Below are 17,007 nucleotides of genomic sequence, written 5' to 3' on the forward strand. Positions count from 1 at the left end.
TCCGGTGCCTGGCCCGGCGGTTACCGTGGCGAGCATGCCGTCGCCCGCGATCACCGCCCTGGACGCCGCCGGCCTGCCCTACCGGCTGATCTCGCACGGCGCGGTCGGCAGCCTGGCGGAGGCGGCCGCCGTCCGGGGCGTGGCCGTCCCGGACGTGGTCAAGACGATCGTGGTCCGCCGTGGCGCGGACGACCACCTGTTCGTGCTCACCCCCGGCGACCGGGTCATCTCCTGGCCCAAGCTGCGGGCCCTGCTCGGCGTGCACCGACTCTCCATGCCGGACGCGGCGGGCGCGCTGGCCGCCACCGGCTACGAGCGCGGCACCATCACCCCGTTCGGCGCGAGCACCGCCTGGCCGGTGGTCGCGGACGAGCGGCTGCGCGGCCGGGAGATCACCCTCGGCGCCGGCGAGCGAGGCCTCGCCGTCGCGGTCGACGCCGACGCCGCGATCGCCGCCCTCGACGCCACCGTGGCCGACGTCACCGATCCACAGCCGACCCGCTGAGCCGCCGGGGCGACCGCTGCCGCCGTCGGCGCCAGGGCCTAGTCTTGGTCGTATGCCGAAAGCCGTGTGGAACGACCTGGTCGTCGCCGAGAGCGACGACACCGTGCTGGTGGAGGGCAACCACTACTTTCCCCGCTCCGCCCTGCGCGACGATCTGATCCGCGAGTCCGCGACGCACACCGTCTGCCCGTGGAAGGGCACCGCCTCCTACTACACCCTGGCCCACGAGGGCAGCACCAGCGAGGACGCGGTCTGGTACTACCCGGAGCCGAAGCCCGACGCCGAGATGGTGCGTGACCGGGTGGCGTTCTGGAAGGACGTCCGGGTCGTCGACTGACGGCCATCTGGCACCGGCTCGCGGTGGCCCTCGGCTTACCGTCCGGCCGGCTCTCGTCGCGTTGCCTCAGCCCCGGTAACTCCAGGCCCGGGGTGCGGTCGCGGCGACCAGCACGGCCTCAGCCACCCGCCGGGCTGCTCGACGGGCGTCGCGCCACCACCCACTGGGCGTACGCCGAGCGGTTCCGCCGCCTGCACGTCATCCGCCATGACCACGGCAGCGAGGTGGCCAACCGGGCGGCTCGCCGCTGCGTGATGCCGCCGTGGCGGGATGGCGGCCAGGCGCAGTACATCGAACGGCCGGTGCCGAAGGCCACCGACACCAGCACCGCTGGCGCCCGGGAGTGGGCCCGGCAGCGGCTGCACGAGCCGATCGCGCTGCGGGACCTGGCCGAACAGGCCCGGATGAGCGTGCGTACCTTCACCCGGCGCTTCCGCTCGGAGACCGGCCTGAGCCCGGCGCAGTGGCTGCTCCAACAGCGCACCGACCACGCCCGCCTGCTGCTGGAGACGACCGACCTCACCGTCGACCAGATCGCCAACCGCAGCGGCTTCGGCACCACCGCCGCCCTGCGCCAGCAACTCCACCTGCGCATCGGCGTCGCCCCCTCGGCCTACCGCCGCACCTTCCACCCTCGCGCCGAGCTGCTCAAGAGCTGACGCGACTCAGGTGCGGAGCATGTGGAGTTGGGCCTGATGCTTGGGGAGGTGGACCCGGGTGTGCAGGTCCAGGGTGCGCGACCAGGGCAGCGTGTCCTCGACGTTGAGGTCGAAGCCCTCCCGCAGGTGGGTCTCGACCGGGGTCTCCGCGGCCAGGCCGAGCTGGTCGACCAGCTCGCACAGGCGTTCACTGGTGCCGTGCAGCAGCGCGGCCAGACCACGCAGGCCACCCTGCTCGGCGACCAACGCGTCGAGCTGCGGACGGTGCATGTCGTCGAGGTCGTAGTACGCGAACGTCGACCCGGCCAGCAACGCCTCGGTGGCCTGGATCATCAGCTCGTCGTTGGCCACCAGGTGCGCCACGATCTGCTCGGCGCTGAGCTGCCCCTCCGGCGGCGGACCGAAACTCGCTCCGTCGATCTCCGCGAACACCGCGTCGTACGCCCGCCGCAGCCCCCCGCTCTCCACACCCCCAGTCAACCCCGCCGGGCGGGGGTTAGCGGCGGGATTGGCGGGAGCGGAGGTAGTCGCTGACCACGTACTCGCCCAGGTCGTCGGTGTCCGGGGTGAACATGCGGCCCCGGCTGCGCCGGGCCACCGCGTCGACGAAGCGGCGCAGGCCCGGGTCGTCGCCGAGCATGAACAGGTTGAGGGTGGCGCCGTAGCGGCTGAGCCGGTCCACCTCGCGGACGGTCGCCTCGATCGTCTCCGGCAGCGGCGGCCAGTAGAACAGCGCCTCCCCGTCGTCCGGATCCAGGTGAGCTGTCGGCTCGCCGTCGGTGACCACCAGCACCACCGGCTCGGCGTCCGGATGCCGACGCAGGTGCCGACCGGCCAGCCGCAGCGCGTGCTGGAGGTTGGTGCCCTGCTCCATGTCCGGCTCCACGGCGGCCAACTCCTGCTGGCTGAGCGTCATCGCCTCCCGGCCGAAGCCGACGATCTGCAGGGCGTCCTGCGGGAACCGCGTCTCCATCAGGTGCGCCAGCGCCAGCGCCGTCTGCTTCATCGGCCCCCAGCGCCCCTGGGAAATCATCGAGTACGACAGGTCGACGCAGAGCACCACCGCCGCGGACGCCCGCCTCTCGGTCTCCACCACCTCGAAGTCGTCCACCGCGAGCTGCACCGGCACACTCGGCCCGGCCCGGCTCACCGCCCGGGTGAGCGTACGGACCACGTCCAACGGCTGCTCGTCGCCGTACTGCCAGGGTCGGGACCCGCCGCTGACCTCGCCGGCGGCACCCGCCGAACGCAGATCGTGCTGGCCGCGCGGGCCGGCTGTCAGGTCGGCGAAGACCCGCCGCAGAGCGGTCCCGCCGAGCCGGCGCAGCGCCTTCGGGCTCAGCGTGAGCCCATCCGCGTCCCGGCTCACCCAGCCCTGCCGGCGTAGTTCCCGCTCCAGCTCCCGCAACCGGCGCACATCGTCGGCGGCGCTCCGGCCCAACGTCCGGGCCACCGCGTCGACGTCCACGTCGTCCAGGGTCGCTCCGGGGTGCTCCTGGTCGAGCTGGTCCAGCAGGTCGTCCAGCTCGCCGATCTCGCCCAACGCGCCGGCCGCGTCGGCGTAGCCCAGCGGCTGATCGCCCCGGACCCGCTCGCCGCGCCCCCACCGCAGGTCCGGCCGCAACGCCCGCAGGTTCGCGTCCAGCGCGGACATCTCCCCGGCGAGCTGGTCGCCGAGCGACTGCCGCATCAACCCGGCCAGCTCCGCGCGCTGCCGGTCGGAGAGCGAGTTCATCAGCCGCTCACCGGCCGCCGAACGCCGGGCCAACACGTCGATCAACTCGTCGACGGTCTCCGGCCGCTCCGGGAAGAAGTCACCGTGCCGGCGCATGAACTCGGCGAACGCGTCGGTGGTGTCCTCCGCGCGGCCGTGCCGGGCCAGCAGGTCGTTCAGGTCGCTCATCATCTCGGCGAGCCGCCGCTGGACGGCGGGGTCGGCGGAGGCGCGCACCGCGTCGCGCAGGCCGGCGAAACGCTGGCCGAGCACGTCGCCGCGAAGCTGGTCGAGGATCTGCTGGTACGACCGCCGGGCGTCCTCGCTGGCCCACTGGTAACCGGCCAACTCCTCCACCGCCCGCGCGGTGGAGCGGGGCAGGTTGTCCAGCACCGACTCGGCGAACCGCGCGCCCTCGTCGTCGCGGCCACGAAGCTCGTCCCGCTCGGCGGCGAGTGCCTGGTCGAGCAGGGCTCGCGCCCGGGTGACCGCACCGTCCAGGTCACCCCGGCGCAGCGCCTCCCGGCGCAGCCGGCGGGCCCGGGCCGCCAGGTCGTCCAGCCCGCCACGCCCCTGCGGACCACGGCGCAGCAGGTCGCGCAGCGCCTCCCGCAGGCTGCCGCCGGCCAACACCTCGGCGCCGACCGCGTCCACCGCCTCGCGCACGTCGTACGGTGGCGCGAGCGGGTCGGGGCCGCCGCGCCACTGCCCGTACCGGAACCGGTTGCCGGCCACGGTCAGCCCCGGCCGCCGTAGACGGTGCGCCCCGAGTCGGTGACGTCCTTGCCGAGCCGGCGGGTCAGGTGCAGCCCCTCCAGCACGAACTCGACACCAGCGGCGGCCTCCTCCGGGGTGGGCGCGTCACCCAGGCCGAGCCGGTCCAGCACCTTCGCCAGCCCGGGCACGGTGCCCACCTGGCGCAGCAGCTCGGCAGCCCCGACCAGCTCACCGGTCTCGATCGCCGCGCCGTCCTCGACCAGGCCGGTGAAGCCGGACAGGTCCAGCCCGGCCAGGTGGGCCCGGAACGTCTCGGCAGTCGCGGTCCGCAGCAGGTGGGCCAGGATCTCGATCTCCCGCCCCTCCTCGCCGCTCTCGAACTCCACCTTGCCGCGCAGGGTGCTGGTCACCGACACCGCGTCGCCGACTCGAGCCACGGCAGCCTCCGATGCAAGGAAGGGCCCCTTGTTATCGCCTTCGGTTGTAGAGGGGCCCCCTTTTAACACCTCGCCGGAGGCGGCGAGCAGGCCGGCGCGGCGCAGCGCGGCAGCGGCCACGGTCTCGGCGGCGGCGATGGCGAACCGGGCGGAGACGCCCGAGCGCGGGTCCACCGACGGTGACTCGCGCACCGCGCGGGCGAACCGGGCCAGGACCTCCAGGACGTGCTCCGGCACCTCGGCGACCAGGTCGGCCTCCTGCCGGATCAGCTCCAGCTCCAACTCCAGGTCCAGCGGATAGTGGGTACGGATCTCCGCACCGAACCGGTCCTTGAGCGGGGTGATGATCCGGCCCCGGTTGGTGTAGTCCTCCGGGTTGGCGCTGGCCACCAGGAGCAGGTCCAGCGGCAGCCGCAGCTGGTAGCCGCGGACCTGGATGTCCCGCTCCTCCAGCACGTTGAGCAGCGCCACCTGGATCCGCTCGGCCAGGTCGGGCAGCTCGTTGACGGCGAAGATGCCCCGGTTGGTGCGGGGCACCAGCCCGAAGTGAATGGTCTCCGGGTCGCCCAGAGTGCGGCCCTGGGCGATCCGGATCGGGTCGACGTCACCGATCAGGTCACCGACGCTGGTGTCCGGGGTGGCCAACTTCTCGCCGTAGCGCAACGAGCGGTGCAACCAGCCGACCGGCTGGTCGTCGCCGGCCTCCGCGACCTGGGCGCGGGACGCCGGGGTGAGCGGGTGCATCGGGTGCTCGTTGAGCACCGAGCCGGGGATGACCGGCGTCCACTCGTCGAGCAGCGCGCCGAGGGAGCGGATCAGCCGGGTCTTGCCCTGGCCCCGCTCGCCGAGCAGCACCATGTCGTGCCCGGCCAGCAGCGCCCGCTCGACCTCGGGCAGCACGCTGTCGTCGTACCCGACGATGCCGGGGAAGCGGGCCTCGCCGGCACGCATCCGGGCCAGGAGGTTGTCGCGGAGTTCCTGCTTGACGGTGCGGTACTGGTGACCGGCCGCCCGAAGCGCGCCGAGCGTGCCGGGCAGGTCGGCCGGTGGAACCGGGATTACCGGGGAGGGCGCAGTCACCCGACCCACGCTAGCTCACGTTAAGAAGGGACCCCTATACAACGAAATCCGTTAACAAGGGTCCCCTCCTTACACGCTCAGGCGTGACCGCAGCGTCGGCAGGCGCCGCGGCGGCGCAGGTGGTACGCGTACGTGGCGGCGCCCAGCGCCACCCCCCAGAACGGCCAGAGCAGCATCGGCGCCCCGGCCAGGCTGAACCCGCGGGTGAGCTGCCAGAACTCGGGGTTGCTGAGCAGCCCCAGAGTGGCCGCGGTCACCGCAACGGCGACCAGGGTGGCCGGCACCACGGCCAGCTTCACCGGCACCCGGCGGCCGGCCAGCCCGGGCATCCAGCGGGGGAACCGCTCGCCCCACCGCTGCACCAGCCCGAGGGTGAGGATCGCGCCGACGGTGGCGAACGCGCCCAGCCCGAACCCGGCCCACACCAGCCCGGTGTCCCGCATCTCGGTCAGGAACTCCCGGGAGATCCCCAGCGGGATGCCGGCAGCCCAGGCGAACCGGGTCACCGCGTACGCCAACGGGATGGCCGCGGCGATGCCGGCGGCCCACCGACCCCAGCGCGCGGCGGCGGCCGGGGTGGTCCAGCCCCGGTCGGTGTCGTCGCGACCGCAGCCGACACACGCCCCGGTGGTGCGGCGCTGCCACGCGAGCAACGCCCCGGCCAGCAGCAGCCCGCCGACGAGGGCGGCGAACCGGGCGTACAGCGCCCAGTTGAAGATCTCCGCGTAGTCGACCGGCGGCCAGCCGAACGGCGCCCCGATGATCAGCATCGGCAGGTAGCCGAGGACGACCAGCACCCGGGCGTCCGGAACGACCACGGCGAGCACGAACGCCACAGTCCAGCCGTAGCCGGCGAGCAGCGCCCGCAGCGGGCCGGGCGGGCGTACCGCCGGGCGGCTCATCGCCAGCGCGGCCACCGCGGCGGTCAGCAGCACCCCGGCGAAGAGCGGCGTGGCCAGTTCCACCGGCACCAGGCGCAGCAGGTTGACGTCGCCGCCGTGCGGGTCGTTCACGCCGAACGGATAGCCGGCGCCGGTGAGCGTGCCGAGCAGGGCGAGGACACCCCACAGGCCGAGCCAGCCGGCGGCCAGCGGGGCCAGCCGGTCGGGCCAGCGGGAGTCGGTACGGGGTCTGGAATCATTGATCGTCGTCATGCTCCCAGCCTCGGCCGGCAGCCGGTCGGGCCCCTCCCGGGCAGCGGTGAATCCGCTCCCCCCTCCGAGGGACCGGTCAGCCGGACGGGGTGACGAAGCCGGACTCGTAGGCGGCGATCACCGCCTGGGTGCGATCACGGACACCCAACTTGGCCAGCACGTTGCCGACGTGCGTCTTGACCGTCTCCACCCCGACCACGAGGTGCGCGGCGATCTCCGGGTTGGACCGGCCGGTGGTCATCAGCCGCAGCACCTCGGCCTCCCGCTCGGTGAGCCGGGCGGCGGCCAGCCGGTCACCGCCCGCCGGCCCGTACGCGCCGGCCAGCCGGCGGATCGCGGCCGGGAAGAGCAGCGACTCCCCCGCCGCGACCACCCGGACCGCCTCGACCACCTCGGCCGGCCGGGCCCGTTTGAGCAGGAACCCGGCGGCGCCGGCGCGCAGCGCCTCGTAGACGTACTCGTCGTTGGCGAAGGTGGTGACCACCAGCACCCGGGGCGGATCGGCGGAGGTGGCCAGCAGGTGACGGGTGGCCTGGATGCCGTCGATGCCGGGCATCCGCACGTCCATCAGCACCACGTCCGGCCGGTGCCGGGCGACCAGCGGCGGCACCTCGGCGCCGTCGGCGGCCTCGGCGAGCACACGGAGGTCGGGTTGGGCGTCGATGATGGCGCGCAGCCCGACCCGGATCAGCTCGTCGTCGTCGACGATCAGCACACCGGTGGTCATCGCGTCCCCTCGTACGGCAGGCGGGCCCGGATCAGCCACCGGCCGCCGTCCGGGCCCACGCTGAGCCGGCCGCCGAGCAGCAGCACGCGTTCCCGCATCCCGTCCAGGCCGCGGCCGCCACGGCCCGGGTCGGCCCGTCCCGCGTCGGCGCGACAAGCGTGGCGCACCGCGTTGGCCAACTCCAACTCCAGCGCGTCCGGGTGCAGGTCCAGCCGCAGCGTCACCGGCCCGTGGCCGTACCGGGCGGCGTTGGTCAATCCTTCCTGGACGATCCGGTAGCCCTCCCGGGAGACCACCGACGGCACCTGCGACACGTCGCCGGCGCGGTGCGCGTGTACCGCCAGGCCGGTCGCGCGGGCGTCGCTGACCAGCCGGTCCAGGTCGGCGAGGGTACGCTGCGGCGCCACCGCAGGCCGGTCGCCGCCGGTCTCCCGGAGCAGCCCGAGGACGTGGTCCAGCTCGTCCATCGCGGTCCGCCCGGCCTCCTCGATGGCGGTGAGCGCCCGCCGGACGAACTCCCTGTCGGTGTCGAGCACCTCGCGGGCGGCCCCGGCCTGCAGGGTGGCCACGGTCAGCGCGTGACCGACCGAGTCGTGCAGTTCCCGGGCCAGCCGGTTGCGTTCGGCGAGCCGGGTGGCCCGCACCTCCAGCGCGGCGATCCGCTCCGCCGGGGCCGGGCCGAGCAGCACCGGCGCCATCGACCCGGCGAGCGCGCCGAGCCCGGCGACGGCGTAACCGAGCCCGACCAGCAGGACCACACCGGTCAGCGTCAGCCAGCCGGTGTCCCGCCCGTCCAGTGGCCCGAACCGTTCCCGGCTGACCAGGTCGGCGCCGATGCCGAACTGCTGCGCGATAAAGGCCAGCGCCATCGGCACCGCCGTGATCAGTGCGACCATCACCAGCGCGCCGATGATGAGGTGGGTGGCGATCCACAGCGCGCTGCGCAGCCGGGTGTCCCGGTCGCCGCTGTGCCCGGGCGCGGGGTCGGGCAGGTCGACGCCGAGCAGCGCCCGCACGGCGGCGATCTCCAGCGCCCGGCTGCCGTCGAGCAGCAGCGGCACCACGGCGATCACCAACGCGATCACCAGCAGGGCGAACACCAGCGGACGGGGGATCTCCGAGCCGGTGAGCAACTGGACGAAGGTCACCCCGAGCAGGCCGTACGGGAGCGCCAGCACCCCGCCCAGCAGCAGGAACACGCCGCGCCGCCAGGTGCTGCCGGCGACCAGTGGGGCCAGCGCCGCTCGGGGAGTCACCCCGCCATTCTGCTGCCGTCACAGGCGTCCGCGACTCCCCCGTGCCGGGGAGATCGGACCGCGTTCAGCGGTGGTCGGCCACGTACGACTGCGGGTCCTTGTCCCGGAAGGGCAGGTCACGCCCGTTCTTGTGCTCGCCGTAGAAGGTCAGCCAGCGGTGGCCCAGCTCGGCGCGCAGCTCACTGCTGGCATGCCGGCGGAAGTCGGGCAGGGCCTCGTCCTCCTCCTCGGCCAGGTGCTCGCTGTTCTCCCGGCGGGCCGTGCCGACCGCCGCCCACCAGCGTTCCGAGCCGACCGGGTGCAGCTTGGATTCGGCGATGGCGTCCCGGATCTTGTTGTGGTCGCCGATCGCGTCGGCGGTCTCGTCCTCGCCGTCGTCGCCGTGCTTGACCAGGTGCGGGTAGAGGATCGCCTCCTCGGCCTCGGCGTGGATGTCCAGGTGCAGGGCGAGTGCGTCCCAGATCGCCAACAGTTCCTGCTCGTCGCGGGCATCGTCCAGGCGGGCGAAACCGCGCCGGAAGGCGGCGTGGTCGTCCAGGATCAGTGCGGTGATTTCGTCCACTGTGCTCACTTTCCCGTCAGGCCGGTGAACCGGGCGCGCAGCATGCGGGGCATCGCGGCGAGGCCGGTGACCGGGCGGAACCGTTTGGCGGCCTCGACCAGCGCGGCGTACTCGTCGTCGGTAAGGTCGATGTCCGCGGCGGCGGCGTTGCGTTCCATCTGCTCCACTCCGGACGCGCCGGGGATGGCCAGCACGTTCGGGTGGCGCAGCACGTAGGCCAGCGCGATCTGGCTGGGGGTGGCGTCGTGCGCGTCGGCGACCTGGCGCAACGTGTCGATCAGGGCGGTGCCCCGCTCCAGGTTCTCCGGCAGGAAGTACGGGTTGGCCCGCCGGACAGCGCCGGTCGGCGGGTTTCCCGCGTCGTACCGGCCGGAGAGGAAGCCCTGGGCCAGCGGGCTGTACGCGATGACCACCCGGCCGGCCTCCCGGGCGTACGGCAGCAGGTCATGCTCGGGCGCGCGGTCCAGCATGCTGTAGCGGACCTGGTTGCTGAGCACCCGCCGGCCGAGCGCCGCCTCGGCGACCTGCCAGCGGCGCAACCCGTAGTTGCTCACCCCGACCTCGCCGACCAGCCCAATGTCCTGCAGGACCCGCATGCCGCGCATGGTGCTGTGGTCGGCGACGAGCGGGTTGGGTTGGTGCACCTGGTAGAGGTCGATGCTGGTGACGCCGAGCCGGGCCGCCGAGGCGACCGCCCGCTGCTGCACCACCGCGGCCACCGGCAGCACCGGCAGGATCTTGCTGGCGATCACCACCTTTGGCCGGTCGTCGCCGAGGGCCGCGCCGAGGATCCGTTCGCTGCGCCCGAAGCCGTAGATCTCCGCGCTGTCGAAGACCGTCACGCCCAACTCGACGGCCCGCCGCACGATCTGCGCCGCCTGCCGCTCGAAGTCCGGGCCGTACCCCCACTCCCGGGAGCCGAACTGCCAGGTACCCAACCCGATCTTGGAAAGCGGTTTGGGGGTGTCGAGCGCAATGAAACGCATGGTGCCGAAACTACCCCGATGTCCCGGTTCACACGCCCGATCCCCGGCACGGTGGGCCGGAGTTACCCTCATGATCGTGACCTATCTCGCCGCGGATGACCGCTACGACACAATGACCTACCGGCGCAGCGGACGCAGTGGCCTGCGGCTGCCCGCCGTCTCCCTCGGCCTGTGGCACAACTTCGGCCCGGACCGCCCGTTTGAGCGGCAGCGCGACATCGTCCGGCGCGCCTTCGACCTGGGTGTCACCCACTTCGACCTGGCCAACAACTACGGCCCGCCGCCCGGTGCCGCCGAGGAGAACTTCGGCCGGATGCTCGCCACCGACCTGAAGCCGTACCGGGACGAGCTGGTGATCTCCAGCAAGGCCGGCTACCTGATGTGGCCCGGCCCGTACGGTGAGTGGGGCTCGCGCAAGTACCTGATCTCCTCGCTGGACCAGTCGCTGAGCCGGATGGGGCTCGACTACGTCGACATCTTCTACTCGCACCGGTTCGACCCGGACACCCCGCTGGAGGAGACGATGGGCGCGCTCGACGCCATCGTCCGCTCCGGCAAGGCCCTCTACGTGGGCATCTCGAACTACAACTCCGAGCAGACCGCTCGGGCCGCCGCGATCCTCGGCGAGCTGGGCACGCCGCTGCTGATCAACCAGCCGTCGTACTCGATGCTCAACCGGTGGACGGAGGCCGACGGCCTGCTCGACACGCTGGAGCAGGTCGGGGCCGGCTGCATCGCGTACAGCCCGCTGGCCCAGGGTCTGCTGACCGACCGCTACCTGGGCGGCATCCCGGCCGACTCCCGGGTGCGCACCAGCGTCTTTCTCAACGAGAGCGACCTCAGCGAGGAGAAGATGGCCACCATCCGGGGGCTGGGGGCGGTTGCCGAGCGGCGCGGCCAGTCACTGGCCCAGCTCGCGCTGGCCTGGGCGCTGCGCGACCCGCGGATGACCAGCCTGATCATCGGGGCGAGCAGCGTCGGGCAGCTGGAGACGAACATCGCCGCGCTGGACAATCTCGACTTCAGCGCCGAGGAGCTGGCCGAGATCGACCGGCACCTGGCCTGAGCAACCGCCGGGTCGAGGGCGGGCCCGGGTCACCAGATCCGGCGCCGCCCGGCCCGGTGGTTGCGCACCCCGCACTGCCGACCGACCGGCACGGCACCGGTGCGGCGCAGCCGACCCGCGCCGACCAGCAGCGCGATGAGCAGCACGGCGGCGGCACCGGCCAGCACCGGCCACCGGCCTCGGAGGTCGGTCACCGACGCCACGGGCACGCCCGGGTCGGCCGCCGCCGCGACCGCCGGCTCGGTGGCGGCCGGCCGGCTCGCGGCGGTACGCGGCACCACCGGTGCCCCCTTCGTCGCGGCGGCCGGTTTCGGGGTGCCCGTCGCCGTGCCACCACGCGCCGCGCGGAACACCACGTCCGAGCAGGAGTAGTAGGTGTCGGGCGTGTTGGAGTTCTGCCAGATCGTGTAGATCAGGTGTCGACCGTTCCGGCCCGCCGGCAGCCGGCCCGGCAGCTGGTACGCCCCGGCCCGCACCGGCGGGTCGGTCACCGTCAGAAACGGGCGCGACTCCAGATCAGCCCAGGTCAGCGGTGCGCGCGGGTCGTAGCCGGGCCCTGTGACATAGAGCCGGAAGGTGCCCCGGTGCTCGATTGTGGTCCGGTACCGGAAGGTGAACCGGGCGCCGGCGGTCAGCTCGGTGCTCGGCCAGTCGCTCCGGGGCAGGTCCAGCCCCCGGTACGCGGAGAGTCCCCCGCTGCACAGCTCACCGTCCGGGATCTTCTCGCGGTCCCGGCCGTTGATCGCGGCGACCCGGACGTTGTCCCACTCGCGCACCGCCGCACCCGCCTCGACCGCGGCCCGGCAGGCGCTGGTGGCCGCGGACCGGCCCTCGGGTCCGCAGGCCGCGGCCCGGCTGATCGGGCTGGTCGGGGCGCCGTGCGCGGCGGCGGGCGCGGCGCTGAACGGCACGGCCGCGACGGCGACCAGCACGGCGGCGAGCACTCGGCGCACGCTCATCGGTGTCGCGGCGTGGATACCCCTGCCTTCAGGCGGGGGAGGAAACGCCGCTTCCTCCCCTCAAGCGCAGAGTCATATAGGCAAATGCCAGAACGTGAAGCGTGGGTGAGGTGGTGAAGCGAGCGTACAAGTACCGCTTCTATCCGACCCCGCCGCAGGCTGAACAGTTGAACCGCACCTTCGGATGCGTGCGTAAGGTGTACAACCTGGCGCTGGATGCGCGCACCCGTGCGTGGGCGGTCGACCGGCAGCGCAGCACGTACGTGCAGTCGTCGGCGTGGCTGACTGAGTGGAAGCGCACCGAGGAGCTGGTGTTCCTCAATGAGGTCAGTTCCGTGCCGTTGCAGCAGGCGTTGCGGCACCTGCAAGCCGGGTTCGCCGCGTTCTGGAACAAGCGCGCCAGGTACCCGCGGTTCAAGTCCAAGCGCAAGTCTCGGGCGTCGGCGGAGTACACCCGATCGGCGTTTCGCTGCCGGGACGGGCAACTCACCCTGGCCAAGATGGACGCCCCGCTGACCATCGTGTGGTCCCGGCCCCTGCCCGACGGCGTCGAGCCGTCCACGGTCACGGTGTCCCGCGACCCGGCCGGTCGGTGGTTCGTGTCCCTGCTGGTCGAGGATCCCACCGTCACGCCGCTCCCGCCGGTCGACACGGCGGTAGGGGTGGACGCGGGCATCACCAGTTTGCTCACCCTGTCCACCGGGGAGAAGATCACCAACCCGCGGCACGAGCGCGCCGACCGGCGCAAACTGGCCAAAGCGCAACGCAACCTGTCCCGTAAGGCCAAGGACTCCGCCAACCAGGCCAAAGCCCGCCTTGCGGTGGCCCGCATCCATGCCCGCATCGCCGACCGGCGCCGCGATCACCTGCACAAGCTGTCGACTCGACTCGTCCGCGAGAACCAAACGGTCGTGATCGAAGACCTCAGCGTGCGCAACATGCTGCGCAACCACTCGCTGGCCCGCGCCATCTCCGACGCGGCGTGGACATACCTGCGCAGCATGATCGAGTACAAGGCCGCCTGGTACGGGCGGCAGGTTATCGCCGTCGACCGCTGGCATCCGAGCACGAAGACCTGCTCGGCGTGCGGACGGATCAACACCGCCATGACCCTCGGCGTCCGCGCCTGGACGTGCCCCGGCTGCGATGCCGTGCACGACCGGGACGTCAACGCCGCCCGCAACATTCTCGCCGCCGGGCTGGCGGAGAGGTAAAACGCCTGTGGAGGGACGATAAGACCCGACCCGCGCAAGCGGTGAAGGCACGGCCCGGTGAAACAGGAACCCCCTCGGGTGACCGAGGGAATCCCCGCCCTTCACGGCGGTCGAAGATGTCAAGGTGTGACCTCCCGCGCAGTGGTACGGGCGCGGGGCGGCAAAGGTTCGACGCCGGACGGCCGGGAATCGCGGCACCGGCCACGGCGTTCCGATACGCGGTACGGATCGAGGCCGAACCCCCAGGCCGAGGAGGCAGACATGAAGGTACGCACCTCGTTGCGCGCGCTCAAGCAGAAGCCGGGTTCGGTGGTGGTCCGCCGGCACGGCAAGGTGCTCGTGGTGAACCGCGCGAACCCGCAGTGGAAGAGCCGCCAGGGCTGATCCCACTCCCAGACATACCGTCGAAAACGCCCTGACCGGACCATTTCCGGGCAGGGCGTTTCACGTGCGCGGGCGGTACCGGCCTGGCCTCAGACGGGCTCACCGCCGAATCCGATCTCGTTGCCGTCCGGGTCACGGAAGGTGGCCTTGCGGACCCCGTTGTCGTAGGTCTCGCGCTCGGACGGCTCCAGGCCGCGCTCGGCGATCTGTGCGATGCGGGCGTCGAAATCGCTCACGAAGACGGTGTGCATGGCGTGCCCGGCATGTTCGGGCCGCACCTCGATGAAGACGTACCGGTGGTCGGCCAGTTCCCACACCGCCTCGATGTCGTTCGGCAGGAACGACGGTGGGGCGCCGAGGAGTCGCTCGTACCAGGCCGCCGCGGCGGCGCGGTCGCGGACGGGGATGCCCGCGAACAGGTCTACGGTCATGAGGCCATGCTAGGGGGCGCGGCCACAGAAGATCAGAAATGACAAACGCCCTGGCGCGGGATCAGATCCCGGACCAGGGCGTTTCGCAAGGTGGAGCCGAGGGGACTCGAACCCCTGACCCCCACACTGCCAGTGTGGTGCGCTACCAGCTGCGCCACGGCCCCTTGCTGTGTCCCGGTCGCCCGGGCACTGGGAAACTATACACATCCCGACCGGCATGGTCATCTCGCGGGGTCCCCGCCGACGCCACCCCCGGGCCGGTCAGTTGAGCGCCACGTCCGGCGGGAAATGGGCGACGGCGGCCATCATCCCGCCCTGCCGGCGCAGCACCATCGGCCACAGGTCGTCCGGCCGGTCGACGAAGGCGTCACCGGGCAGCGCGTCCAGCAGGAACCAGGAGCCGTCGGCGATCTCCTGCTCCAACTGGCCGCTGCCCCAGCCGGAGTAGCCGGCGAAGACCCGGATGCCGCCGATGCTCTCCCGCAGCCGCTCCGGGTCGACCGAGAGGTCGATCGTGCCGACCGCCCCGGATACCTGGTGGAAGCCCTTGACCCGGCGCAGCGGCTGGCGCATCCGCGCCAGGCAGATGGCCGAGTCGGGCTGCACCGGGCCGCCCTCGAAGAGCACCGCCGGGTGGCGGGCCAGGTCGTTCCAGTCGCCGAGCACGTCGGCGACCGGCACCTCGGTGGCCCGATTCAGCACCACGCCGAGCGCGCCGCCCGGCTCGTGGGCGACCAGCAGCACCACCGTACGGTCGAAGTTCGGGTCCTTGAGGGCCGGAGTCGCGACCAGCAGCCGCCCGGTCATCGACTCCATCGCCCGTCCGCCGATCGCCTGGCCCTCTCCCTGCATCCCACACACCCGTCAACCGTGAACCCGCGCCGGGGATCCGTCACCCACCGGATCCGCACGGTGCACCGGGATCATCCGTGCTGTCAACGCCATGCCTGGCACCATAGCCTGCGTCCCGGGTGCTGGCTAAGGTCTGACCGGCGGGTGATCGGACAGTTGAGACGGAGGGCCGATCGGCACCGACTGCGGCGGCCGCGGCGATCGACGGCGTCGCGCTGCCCTCCTCGGGGTACGCCAGGGTGCGCCCGGTCACGACGCTCGGGAAACGCCCGAAAGGTCCGTCACATCCCGATAGATTCGGCTGATCGAGAGGGCGGCGCGGTCGTCCCTGCGCGCGACACGGAGGCAGGTGGCGATGGCAACGGTCCGGGACGCGACGTACGACGTGCTCCGCACCCTCGGCATGACCACCATCTTCGGCAACCCCGGCTCCACCGAGGAACCGTTCCTGCGGGACTTCCCGGCCGACTTCCACTACGTCCACGCCCTGCACGAGGCGACGGCCGTCGCGATGGCCGACGGCTACGCCCAGGTCACCGGCGCACCCGCCCACGTCAACCTGCACACCTCCCCGGGCACCGGCAACGGCATGGGCAACCTGGTCACCGCCTGGCACAACAAGACGCCGCTGATCGTCACCGCCGGCCAGCAGACCCGCGAGATGCTGCTGCTCGAACCCCGGCTCACCAGCCGCCGGGCCGCCGAGCTCCCCCAGCCGTACGTGAAGTGGGGCTACGAGCCGGTCCGGGCGCAGGACATCCCGGCGGCGCTGCTGCGCGCGTACGCGACAGCGGTGCAGCCGCCGGCCGGGCCGGTGTTCCTCTCCCTGCCGATGGACGACTGGGACCAACCGGCCGACTCCCCACCCGCGCCGCGCACGGTGGCCACCCGGTTCGCACCGGACCCGCAGCGACTGGCCGAGTTCGCCCGAGCCCTGGCCGGCAGCCGGAACCCCGTCCTGGTGTTCGGGCCCGGGGTGGACCGGTCCGGGAGTTGGTCGACCGCGATCGCGCTGGCCGAGCGGCTGGCCGCGCCGGTCTGGTCGGCCCCCGCGCCGGAACGGGCCGTGTTCCCGGAGGACCACCCGCAGTTTCGCGGGGTGCTGCCGTTCGCCATCAGGCCGCTGGCCGAGGCGCTGCGTGAACACGACACAGTGCTGGTGGTCGGCGCTCCGGTGTTCCGCTACTACCCGCACGTGCCGGGCGATCATCTGCCCGCCGGTGCCCGCCTGCTGCACGTCACGGACGACCCGGACGAGGCCGCCCGGGCCCCGGTCGGGGACAGCCTGCTCGGCGATCCCGGGCTGACCCTGGCCGCGTTGCTCGACCTGGTGCCGCCGGCCGACCGGCCACCACCGGCACCCCGGGCCGTCCCGGCGCCGCCGGAGGTCACCGCACCGCTGAGCGCCGACGCCCTGTTCGCCGCGCTGGCCGCGCACTGGCCGGCGGACGGGGTGCTGGTCCAGGAGTCACCGTCCAACCTGTCCGCACTGCGCCGCCGGCTGCGGATCACCCGCCCGGCGTCGTACTTCACGATGGCCAGCGGCGGGCTCGGCTACGGCCTGCCGGCCGCGGTCGGGGTGGCGCTGGCCGAACGGGACACCGGGCGCGGCCGACCGGTGGTGGCGGTGGTCGGCGACGGCTCGTTCCACTACTCGGTGCAGGCGCTGTGGACCGCCGCCCGGCTGTCCCTGCCGGTGGTGGTGGTCGTTCCGGTCAACCAGCAGTACGCGATCCTCAAGGCGTTCGCCGAGCTGAAGGAGACGCCCGGGGTGCCCGGACTGGACCTACCGGGCCTGGACATCACGGCGATCGCGGCCGGCTACGGATGCGCCGCCGAGGTGATCGAGTCACCCGACCAGCTCGGCTCGGCGCTCACCGCCGGACTGCGTGCCGACGGTCCCACCGTGCTGCCGGTGCCGATCAGCACCGACGTGCCCAGCATCCTCTGACCGGCACGTCCGGCCC

At 72.7% G+C, this 17,007-nt stretch carries 17 protein-coding genes, 1 tRNA gene and 1 pseudogene; 7 read left to right on the forward strand and 12 right to left on the reverse strand.

From position 1 onward, the window contains the following. The first annotated feature begins 34 nt into the window (after positions 1–34). The 3 genes and pseudogenes from GA0070607_RS07690 to GA0070607_RS07700 form a co-directional block, all read left to right on the forward strand. Positions 35–505 (forward strand): aminoacyl-tRNA deacylase, encoded by a 471-nt coding sequence (locus tag GA0070607_RS07690; protein WP_172899003.1) that lies wholly within the window; start codon positions 35–37, stop codon positions 503–505. Positions 506–557: 52 nt separating this feature from the next. Then, positions 558–842: a DUF427 domain-containing protein gene (locus GA0070607_RS07695; RefSeq protein WP_089017571.1), complete on the forward strand. Its 285-nt coding sequence runs from the start codon at positions 558–560 to the stop codon at positions 840–842. A gap of 128 nt (positions 843–970) precedes the next feature. Continuing rightward, a pseudogene (locus GA0070607_RS07700) lies at positions 971–1,501 on the forward strand (GlxA family transcriptional regulator); the annotation flags it as partial. Between the two features lie 6 nt (positions 1,502–1,507). Here GA0070607_RS07700 and GA0070607_RS07705 read toward each other — a convergent pair. From GA0070607_RS07705 to GA0070607_RS07740, 8 genes are all read right to left on the reverse strand, one after another. After that, positions 1,508–1,969: a hypothetical protein gene (locus GA0070607_RS07705; protein WP_089017572.1), complete on the reverse strand. Its 462-nt coding sequence runs from the start codon at positions 1,967–1,969 to the stop codon at positions 1,508–1,510. Between the two features lie 28 nt (positions 1,970–1,997). Further along, complete coding sequence (locus tag GA0070607_RS07710) at positions 1,998–3,950, reverse strand: vWA domain-containing protein (RefSeq protein WP_089017573.1); 1,953 nt, start codon at positions 3,948–3,950, stop codon at positions 1,998–2,000. A gap of 2 nt (positions 3,951–3,952) precedes the next feature. Beyond that, complete coding sequence (locus GA0070607_RS07715; protein ID WP_089017574.1) at positions 3,953–5,458, reverse strand: sigma 54-interacting transcriptional regulator; 1,506 nt, start codon at positions 5,456–5,458, stop codon at positions 3,953–3,955. Positions 5,459–5,526: 68 nt separating this feature from the next. Next, positions 5,527–6,603: a hypothetical protein gene (locus GA0070607_RS07720; protein ID WP_089017575.1), complete on the reverse strand. Its 1,077-nt coding sequence runs from the start codon at positions 6,601–6,603 to the stop codon at positions 5,527–5,529. A gap of 76 nt (positions 6,604–6,679) precedes the next feature. After that, positions 6,680–7,330 (reverse strand): response regulator transcription factor, encoded by a 651-nt coding sequence (locus tag GA0070607_RS07725; RefSeq protein WP_089017576.1) that lies wholly within the window; start codon positions 7,328–7,330, stop codon positions 6,680–6,682. Then, positions 7,327–8,586 carry a histidine kinase gene (locus tag GA0070607_RS07730; RefSeq protein ID WP_089017577.1) on the reverse strand — a complete coding sequence of 420 codons (1,260 nt, stop codon included), beginning with the start codon at positions 8,584–8,586 and terminating at the stop codon, positions 7,327–7,329. The genes GA0070607_RS07725 and GA0070607_RS07730 overlap by 4 nt, the downstream gene beginning before the upstream one ends. A 64-nt stretch (positions 8,587–8,650) precedes the next feature. Further along, complete coding sequence (locus GA0070607_RS07735) at positions 8,651–9,148, reverse strand: hemerythrin domain-containing protein (RefSeq protein WP_231930900.1); 498 nt, start codon at positions 9,146–9,148, stop codon at positions 8,651–8,653. A gap of 5 nt (positions 9,149–9,153) precedes the next feature. Beyond that, entirely contained in the window at positions 9,154–10,134 is a 981-nt protein-coding gene (locus GA0070607_RS07740; protein WP_089017579.1) for an aldo/keto reductase, read from the reverse strand. Between the two features lie 70 nt (positions 10,135–10,204). Between GA0070607_RS07740 and mgrA the strand changes: the two genes are divergently transcribed. Then, on the forward strand, positions 10,205–11,200 hold the full coding sequence (mgrA, locus tag GA0070607_RS07745) for an L-glyceraldehyde 3-phosphate reductase (RefSeq protein ID WP_089017580.1): 996 nt from the start codon (positions 10,205–10,207) through the stop codon (positions 11,198–11,200). A 29-nt stretch (positions 11,201–11,229) separates the two neighbouring features. Here mgrA and GA0070607_RS07750 read toward each other — a convergent pair whose 3' ends face one another. Further along, positions 11,230–12,159, reverse strand: coding sequence for a lytic polysaccharide monooxygenase auxiliary activity family 9 protein (locus GA0070607_RS07750; protein ID WP_089017581.1), 930 nt, complete (start codon positions 12,157–12,159; stop codon positions 11,230–11,232). 110 nt (positions 12,160–12,269) lie between these two features. Here GA0070607_RS07750 and GA0070607_RS07755 point away from each other — a divergent pair, with 110 nt between their 5' ends. After that, a complete protein-coding gene (locus GA0070607_RS07755) occupies positions 12,270–13,373 on the forward strand; it encodes an RNA-guided endonuclease InsQ/TnpB family protein (protein WP_197701245.1) in 1,104 nt (367 codons plus the stop codon). Between the two features lie 261 nt (positions 13,374–13,634). Next, entirely contained in the window at positions 13,635–13,757 is a 123-nt protein-coding gene (locus GA0070607_RS07760; protein ID WP_089017583.1) for a ribosomal protein bL36, read from the forward strand. 89 nt (positions 13,758–13,846) lie between these two features. Here the strand turns inward: GA0070607_RS07760 and GA0070607_RS07765 are convergent, their stop codons facing one another. From GA0070607_RS07765 to GA0070607_RS07775, 3 genes are all read right to left on the reverse strand, one after another. Beyond that, the gene (locus GA0070607_RS07765; protein ID WP_089017584.1) at positions 13,847–14,188 is read right to left on the reverse strand and encodes a VOC family protein; all 342 of its coding nucleotides are present in this window, start codon (positions 14,186–14,188) and stop codon (positions 13,847–13,849) included. 91 nt (positions 14,189–14,279) lie between these two features. Continuing rightward, positions 14,280–14,352, reverse strand: a tRNA-Ala gene (locus GA0070607_RS07770). 97 nt (positions 14,353–14,449) lie between these two features. Further along, positions 14,450–15,040, reverse strand: coding sequence for a YqgE/AlgH family protein (locus tag GA0070607_RS07775; RefSeq protein ID WP_089017585.1), 591 nt, complete (start codon positions 15,038–15,040; stop codon positions 14,450–14,452). 355 nt (positions 15,041–15,395) lie between these two features. On the opposite strand from GA0070607_RS07775, the gene mdlC reads away from it, so the two are divergent. Then, positions 15,396–16,991 carry a benzoylformate decarboxylase gene (gene mdlC / locus GA0070607_RS07780; protein ID WP_197701246.1) on the forward strand — a complete coding sequence of 532 codons (1,596 nt, stop codon included), beginning with the start codon at positions 15,396–15,398 and terminating at the stop codon, positions 16,989–16,991. The last annotated feature ends 16 nt before the right edge of the window (positions 16,992–17,007 follow it).

This window comes from Micromonospora coriariae, from assembly GCF_900091455.1.
Taxonomy (GTDB): Bacteria; Actinomycetota; Actinomycetes; order Mycobacteriales; family Micromonosporaceae; genus Micromonospora; species Micromonospora coriariae.